The 8,176-nt window shown below is 59.8% G+C and carries 5 protein-coding genes; 4 read left to right on the top strand and 1 reads right to left on the bottom strand.

Features of this window, described 5'->3' with window-relative positions; all coding sequences use genetic code 11:
• The first annotated feature begins 172 nt into the window (after positions 1 to 172).
• Positions 173 to 1,351: a choline ABC transporter ATP-binding protein gene (choV, locus tag ACIF4X_RS23735; protein ID WP_397483973.1), complete on the top strand. Its 1,179-nt coding sequence runs from the start codon at positions 173 to 175 to the stop codon at positions 1,349 to 1,351.
• Positions 1,352 to 1,601: 250 nt separating this feature from the next.
• Here choV and betT read toward each other — a convergent pair whose 3' ends face one another.
• The gene (betT, locus tag ACIF4X_RS23730; RefSeq protein WP_008085768.1) at positions 1,602 to 3,599 is read right to left on the bottom strand and encodes a choline BCCT transporter BetT; all 1,998 of its coding nucleotides are present in this window, start codon (positions 3,597 to 3,599) and stop codon (positions 1,602 to 1,604) included.
• A gap of 429 nt (positions 3,600 to 4,028) precedes the next feature.
• On the opposite strand from betT, the gene betI reads away from it, so the two are divergent.
• The 3 genes from betI (at position 4,029) to betA (ending at position 8,067) form a co-directional block, all read left to right on the top strand.
• On the top strand, positions 4,029 to 4,622 hold the full coding sequence (gene betI / locus ACIF4X_RS23725) for a transcriptional regulator BetI (RefSeq protein ID WP_038363121.1): 594 nt from the start codon (positions 4,029 to 4,031) through the stop codon (positions 4,620 to 4,622).
• 88 nt (positions 4,623 to 4,710) lie between these two features.
• The gene (betB, locus tag ACIF4X_RS23720; RefSeq protein ID WP_064119192.1) at positions 4,711 to 6,183 is read left to right on the top strand and encodes a betaine-aldehyde dehydrogenase; all 1,473 of its coding nucleotides are present in this window, start codon (positions 4,711 to 4,713) and stop codon (positions 6,181 to 6,183) included.
• A gap of 180 nt (positions 6,184 to 6,363) precedes the next feature.
• Positions 6,364 to 8,067: a choline dehydrogenase gene (betA, locus tag ACIF4X_RS23715; protein WP_397483972.1), complete on the top strand. Its 1,704-nt coding sequence runs from the start codon at positions 6,364 to 6,366 to the stop codon at positions 8,065 to 8,067.
• Positions 8,068 to 8,176: the final 109 nt, after the last annotated feature.

Genomic DNA, 8,176 nt, shown 5'->3' with positions numbered 1-8,176 from the left:
CAGCATGGACTCGATTTCCGCCAGACCGTCAGCCACGTCGCCACGCAAGAACGCGACGACGGCCTGATTCGCAGCCGTCCAGGCCTGATAAAGCGGGCCTGGCGATCGTACTGCTGGCGATCATGCTCGACCGTATCTGCAAACAACCCGACGCTAAAGTAGGGGGTGACGCATGAGCATAATTCGCTTCGAAGACGTCGACGTAATCTTCTCCAAGGATCCACGCGAGGCGCTCAAGCTGCTGGATCAGGGCATGACCCGCAACGAGATCCTGAAGAAAACCGGACAGATCGTCGGCGTGGAAAAAGCCACGCTGGATATCAACAAAGGCGAAATCTGCGTGTTGATGGGCCTGTCCGGTTCGGGCAAGTCGAGCCTGCTGCGCTGCATCAACGGCCTCAACACCGTGAGCCGTGGCAAGCTGTTCGTCGAGCATGAAGGCAAACAGATCGACATCGCCTCCTGCACCCCGGCCGAGCTGAAAATGATGCGCACCCAACGCATCGCCATGGTCTTTCAGAAGTTCGCCCTGATGCCGTGGCTGACGGTGCGCGAGAACATCAGTTTCGGTCTGGAAATGCAGGGTCGCCCGGAGAAGGAACGCAAGAAACTCGTCGATGAAAAACTCGAACTGGTCGGCCTGACGCAATGGCGCAACAAGAAGCCTGACGAACTCTCCGGCGGCATGCAGCAGCGTGTCGGTCTGGCCCGGGCGCTGGCGATGGACGCCGACATTCTATTGATGGACGAACCATTCTCGGCCCTCGACCCGCTGATCCGTCAGGGCCTGCAGGATGAACTGCTGGAACTGCAACGCAAGCTGAACAAGACCATTGTGTTTGTGAGCCACGACCTCGATGAAGCGCTCAAATTGGGCAGCCGCATCGCGATCATGAAGGACGGCCGGATCATCCAGTACAGCGTGCCGGAAGAGATCGTGCTGAACCCGGCGGACGACTATGTGCGTACGTTCGTGGCGCACACCAATCCGCTCAACGTGCTTTGCGGTCGCAGCCTGATGCGCACACTGGACAAGTGCAAACGCATCAACGGTTCGGTGTGTCTCGACCCGGGCGGCGATTCGTGGCTGGACCTGGCCGAAGGCAACACCATCAAAGGCGCACGGCAAAATGGTTCGGTGCTGAACCTGCAGAACTGGGCGCCGGGGCAAGCGGTTGAGGGGCTGGAGCGCAAGCCGACGCTTGTGGATTCGAACATCGGCATGCGCGATGCGTTGCAGATTCGTTATCAGACCGGCAACAAGCTGGTGCTGCACGATAACAATCATGTGGTGGGGATCTTGGGCGACAGCGAGTTGTATCACGCGTTGCTGGGCAAGAACCTCGGTTAAGGCGGGATAAAAAAAGGGATCGCGGTGAGCGATCCCTTTTTTATTGGGTCAGGAAAAAAGCCCCTCACCCTAGCCCTCTCCCAGAGGGAGAGGGGACTGACCGGGGGATGCTGCAGATTTACACCGACCTGATCTTGCTTCACCGAATCCATAATCGACTCGATCTTTCAGGTCGATGTATAGCGCAAGACACCTCGGTCAGCTCCCTCTCCCTCCGGGAGAGGGTTGGGGTGAGGGCAAGCTTTTGACTTTAGCTATACACCCGGCCAAGGAGCTGCCGATGGCTTTCAAACTGATCGAGCACATCCCGCGTGATCTGATCCTGCGTGAAGCCCATCAGGTCGTAATCCTGGCTGCCGTTGTGCAAATACACTTCGGCACGGTAGTAACGCTGGCGCGCTTCATCGGACTGCGCCGATTCGGTCGGGGTCGCCAGATAGCCGTCCAGGCTGACTTCGTAGACGAAAGGGTTGCCCTCTTCCATCTCGACGCGCACGCCCATGCAACGCTTGGATTTACCCAGCAGCGTCTGCACTTCCAGACCTTGTGCACGCATCTGCGCGGTGGCATCTTCCAGCGCCGGACTGACCTGCTTGTCCATGAAACGCTGCACCACCGATTGGCTCGGCTGCAGATCCAGTTGCGTCAATCGCTCGCTGAAACCACGACGACCGCGCTCCGCCAGTTGCGCTTGCTCCTGTTCGATCTGCACGTCCTGGCGCATCGCCTTGTGCAGGCCGAACATGAAGAACACCAGCACCACCGAGAACGGCAGACCGGCCAGCACCACCATGGTTTGCATGGCTTCGAAGTTACCGGCAAACAACAGACCGATGGTCACCAGGGTGATCACCACCGACCAGAAAATCCGCAGCCAGTGCGGCGCATCTTCATCGACGTTGCCGCCCTTGCAGGACAGATTCGCCATCATCACCGCGCCGGAGTCGGCCGGGGTCAGGAACAGCACGAAACCGACAAAGATCGACACACCGATGACGACTTTCGACGCCGGGTAGTGCTCAAGCAATTGATAGATCGCCATCGACGGCTGTTCCAGCGCCGTCTTGCCGAGCTCCACCGCGCCGTGGTTCATCACCAGGTCCAGTGCCGAGTTACCGAAGATCGACAGCCAGGCCAAGGTGAAGCCCAGCGGAATCAACAGCACGCCAGCCACCAGTTCACGCACGGTACGACCACGGGAAATACGCGCGATGAACATGCCAACGAATGGTGCCCAGGAAATCCACCACGCCCAGTAGAACAGGGTCCACAGGCCCATCCAGCGCTCGGACTTGGCGTTGTCGCCTTCGTACACATACAGGTCGAAGGTTTTCAGCACGATGCCATTGAGGTAATCACCGATGTTCTGCACGAAGCCGTTGAGCAGGTGCAACGTCGGGCCAAACAACAGCACGAAAATCAACAGACCACTGAACAGTACGATGTTCAGGTTGGACAGACGGCGGATGCCGTTTTCCACGCCGGACACGGCAGCGATAGTCGCCACGGTGCTCATCACAATGATCACGATCAGCAGGTTAGTGTTGCTGTGCTCCATGCCGAACAGGTTTTCCAGGCCCGACGACACTTGCAGCGAACCAATCCCCAGGTTCGTCACCAGACCCAGCAGGGTCACGAACATGCCGAAGCCGTCCACCGCGTGACCGGCCGCGCCCTTGACCCAACGCTCGCCCACCAGCGGATACAGCGCCGAGCGCAGTGCCAGCGGCTGGTTATGACGGTAAGCGAAGTACGCCACGGCCAGGCCGACCAGTGCGTAGATCGCCCAGCCGTGCAGGCCCCAGTGCAGGAACGTCAGTTGCACCGCCTGACGCGCGGCCATGTTGCTGGCCGAGGCGCCTTCCGGCGGATTGAAGTAGTGATCCAGTGGCTCGGACGCGCCGAAGTACAGCAGCGAAATACCGATACCCGACGAGAACAGCATCCCGGCCCAGGCGCCGTAACTGAAATCCGGGGTGTCATCCTTGCTGCCCAGTTTGAGTTTGCCGTACGAGGAAAACGCCAGGCCCACGACGAATACCAGGTAGGCGGCAATCACCACCATGTAGTACCAGCCGAAGCTGCGCGACAACCAGGCCTGAGCGATACCCAACAGTCTGCCGGCCTCTTGCGGGGCGATAATCAGAATGGCGGTCAACAACAGAATCAGCGCGGTAGAGGTGTAAAACACCCAACCGTTGACCGTCACCTTCTCGGGCGGGGTCTTTATAAGCGAGGCAGAACTCATGGCACAAATGCTCCAGGCAGTGCGAGAGAAGAACACAAGGCAACACGGAACCCGACCAATCGGTTAGTTGGCAGCCGACCGGCGGGTGATATAAAGACACCCCGAAAAAAGCCCAAACCTGCCGAAATGGCGCTGCGAATCGCTTTCGTGGCCGAAGGTGGACGGACGTTCATCCGAAACCTGGCCCTGAGCGTCTTGCCCTTTCAACACGTCCATCGAATCGCGAACCGCGCCATGCCCCATACAGGTTTCGAGCATTTTCGGATGTCGGTTTTATCGCCACTTACACGTAGGAAAAATCTGTAGGCAGCGACGATTTGTCGCAGATCTTATTCTTTGTTGATTGAACGTTCAATCAAAACAAAATAGACTGGCCCTCAATCCGATAGGCGTGATTCGCCGCTCGGAAGGCCTAAGGAGATGTGCAAGATGCCCAAGGTCGGTATGCAACCCATCCGCCGCCAACAACTGATCGAAGCCACTTTGCAGGCGGTCGATCAGGTCGGAATGGGGGACGCCAGCATTGCGCTGATCGCCCGTTTGGCCGGTGTCTCGAATGGCATCATCAGTCATTACTTTCAGGACAAGAACGGCCTGATTGCCGCCACGATGCGGTATCTGATGACCGCCCTCAGCGAGAGCGTCACCGCGCGCCGTCAGGCGCTGGCAGATGACAGCCCACGGGCGCATCTGCAGGTGATCATCGAAGGCAACTTCGACGCCAGCCAGGTCAATGGCCCGGCAATGAAAACCTGGCTGGCCTTCTGGGCCACCAGCATGCACCAGCCGTCTTTGCACAGGTTGCAGCGGATCAACGATCACCGTCTGTATTCCAACCTGTGCTGCGAGTTCCGCCGTGTGTTGCCGCTCGAAGATGCGCGCAGCGCAGCGCGGGGACTGGCAGCGTTGATTGACGGCTTGTGGTTGCGCGGCGCTTTGTCGGGAGACGCTTTCGACACGGCGCAGGCGCAACAGATCGCTTACGAATACATGGATTTCCAATTGGCCAAGAAGGTGAGCTAGAGCACACAGAAAACGCTCGGCCCCTCACTGCCACCGCAGCCTCACCGCGGTGGTCAACGCCAACCACCAATGCACTTGCGAGGACACTATGGCCCGTTTCGAACTGCAAAAACTTTACATCGATGGCGCGTACTCTGACGCTGGCAGCGATGCCACCTTCGAAGCCATCAACCCGGCTAACGGTGAAGTCCTCGCCCAGGTGCAACGTGCGACCAAGGAAGACGTCGAGCGCGCTGTAGTCGCCGCTGAAAAGGGCCAGAAAATCTGGGCCGCGATGACCGCCATGGAGCGTTCGCGCATCCTGCGTCGCGCCGTCGACATCCTGCGCGAGCGCAACGATGAACTGGCTGCGCTGGAAACCCTGGACACCGGTAAATCCTTCTCCGAAACCAAGTATGTCGACATCGTTACCGGCGCTGACGTGCTGGAATACTACGCAGGCCTGGTGCCAGCGATCGAAGGCGAGCAGATCCCGCTGCGTGACACTTCCTTCGTCTACACCCGTCGCGAGCCGTTGGGCGTGGTTGCCGGCATCGGCGCGTGGAACTACCCGATCCAGATCGCCCTGTGGAAATCCGCGCCAGCCTTGGCTGCCGGTAACGCGATGATCTTCAAACCGAGCGAAGTCACCTCGCTGACCACCCTGAAACTGGCCGAGATCTTCACCGAAGCCGGCCTGCCAAACGGCGTGTTCAACGTACTGACCGGCAGCGGCCGCGAAGTCGGCACCTGGCTGACCGAGCACCCGCGCATCGAAAAAATCTCCTTCACTGGCGGCACCGACACTGGCAAGAAAGTAATGGCCAGCGCTTCGGCTTCGTCGCTGAAAGACGTGACCATGGAACTGGGCGGCAAGTCCCCGCTGATCATCTGCGACGACGCCGATCTCGATCGCGCTGCCGACACCGCCATGATGGCCAACTTCTACAGCTCCGGTCAGGTCTGCACCAACGGCACTCGCGTGTTCGTACCGGCGCACCTGAAAGCCGCTTTCGAAGCCAAGATCGTTGAACGCGTTGCGCGCATCCGCGTTGGCAACCCGGAAGACGAAAACACCAACTTCGGCCCGCTGGTCAGCTTCGCGCACATGGAAAGCGTGCTCGGCTACATCGCCAAGGGTAAGGAAGAAGGCGCACGCGTGCTGTGCGGCGGCGACCGTCTGACCGACGGCGAATTCGCCAAAGGCGCATTCGTGGCACCGACCGTGTTCACCGATTGCACCGACGACATGACCATCGTCCGTGAAGAAATCTTTGGCCCGGTCATGGCGATCCTCTCCTACGAGACCGAAGAAGAAGTGATCCGCCGCGCCAACGATACCGACTTCGGCCTGGCCGCCGGTATCGTCACCAAAGACCTGAACCGCGCCCACCGCGTGATTCATCAACTGGAAGCCGGTATCTGCTGGATCAACGCCTGGGGCGAGTCCGACGCAAAAATGCCGGTCGGCGGTTACAAGCAGTCGGGTGTTGGCCGTGAGAACGGCATCAGCTCGCTGAACAACTTCACCCGCATCAAATCGGTACAGGTCGAGCTGGGCGATTACGTCTCGGTGTTCTAAGACCCGAGCGCTTTATTGCCTGCGAGGCCGCCTTCGCTGGCAAGCCAGCTCCCACAGGTTTGGGGTCATGCACCAAACCTGTGGTATCCGCCAATCCTTGTGGGAGCTGGCTTGCCAGCGATTCGAGTGCGCAGCACTCGTCAAGGTCCGACCTGACCACTATCAAAGAGGGTGCATTCAATGTCCCAAGAATTCGATTACATCATCATCGGTGCCGGCTCGGCCGGTAACACCCTGGCGACCCGTCTGACTGAAGACGCCGGCGTCACCGTTCTGCTGCTCGAAGCAGGCGGCCCTGACTACCGTTTCGACTTCCGCACGCAAATGCCGGCTGCACTGGCGTTCCCGCTGCAAGGTCGTCGCTACAACTGGGCATACGAAACCGACGCAGAGCCACACATGGACGGCCGCCGGATGGAATGCGGTCGCGGCAAAGGCCTCGGCGGTTCCTCGCTGATCAACGGCATGTGCTACATCCGCGGCAACGCGATGGACTACGACGGCTGGGCGAAACTGCCAGGCCTGGAAAACTGGTCGTACCTCGACTGCCTGCCGTACTTCCGCAAAGCCGAAACCCGCGACATCGGCCCGAACGACTACCACGGTGGCGAAGGCCCGGTCAGCGTGACCACGCCGAAGGCGGGCAACAACCCGCTGTTCCACGCCATGGTTGAAGCTGGCGTACAGGCCGGTTACCCACGCACCGAAGACCTCAACGGTTACCAGCAGGAAGGTTTCGGCCCGATGGACCGCACCGTGACGCCAAACGGCCGTCGTGCTTCCACCGCCCGTGGCTACCTCGACACCGCGAAAAAGCGCTCGACCCTGACCATCGTCACTCACGCCCTGACCGACAAGATTCTGTTTGAAGGCAAGCGTGCGGTCGGTGTGCGTTACCTGGTTGGCGACGCTGAAGAGCGTGTTGAAGTCAAAGCGCGCAAAGAAGTCCTGCTGTGCTCCGGCGCCATCGCTTCGCCGCAGATTCTGCAGCGCTCCGGTGTTGGCCCGGCCGAACTGCTGAAGTCGCTCGACATCCCGGTCGTTCACGATCTGCCGGGCGTTGGTGAAAACCTGCAGGATCACCTCGAGCTGTACCTGCAATACGCTTGCACCCAGCCAGTTTCGCTGTACCCGTCGCTGCTCTGGTACAACCAGCCGGCCATCGGTGCCGAGTGGCTGTTCAACGGCACCGGTATCGGCGCCAGCAACCAGTTCGAAGCCGGCGGTTTCATCCGTTCGCGTCCGGAATTCGAATGGCCGAACATTCAGTACCACTTCTTGCCGGTGGCGATTAACTACAACGGCAGCAACGGTGTGAAAGAGCACGGCTTCCAGGCGCACATGGGTTCCATGCGTTCGCCAAGCCGTGGTCGCATTCAGGCCAAGTCGAAAGACCCGCGCCAGCACCCGAGCATCCTGTTCAACTACATGGCCACCGAGCAGGACTGGCAGGAATTCCGCGACGGCATCCGCCTGACCCGTGAAATCATGCAGCAGCCGGCACTCGACGCTTTCCGCGGTCGCGAAATCAGCCCGGGCATCGAAGTGCAAACCGATGAGCAGCTGGACAAGTTCATCCGCGAGCACGCCGAAACCGCGTTCCACCCGTCCTGCTCGTGCAAGATGGGCACCGACGAGATGGCCGTAGTGGATGGCGAAGGTCGCGTGCACGGCATGCAGAGCCTGCGTGTGGTCGATGCCTCGATCATGCCGATCATCACCACCGGTAACCTCAACGCGCCGACGATCATGATCGCCGAGAAAATCGCCGACAAGATCCGTGGCCGCCAGCCGCTGCCGCGTAGCACCGCTGCTTACTATGTCGCGGGCGATGCGCCGGTGAAGGGCAAGCCGATGCGTGATATCACCCCGGCTGCTCAGTAAGACGTAACACCGCGTCACGGCTAATCGCTGGCAAGCCAGCTCCCACAGGGTTTTGCGTCGTTCACACATATTGTGTTCAGCAAAAAACCTGTGGGAGCCTGGCTTGCCA

The sequence above is a fragment of the Pseudomonas sp. NPDC085632 genome (genome assembly GCF_044541255.1).
GTDB lineage: Bacteria > Pseudomonadota > Gammaproteobacteria > Pseudomonadales > Pseudomonadaceae > Aquipseudomonas.
This window is presented reverse-complemented; position numbering and strand designations above follow the sequence as displayed.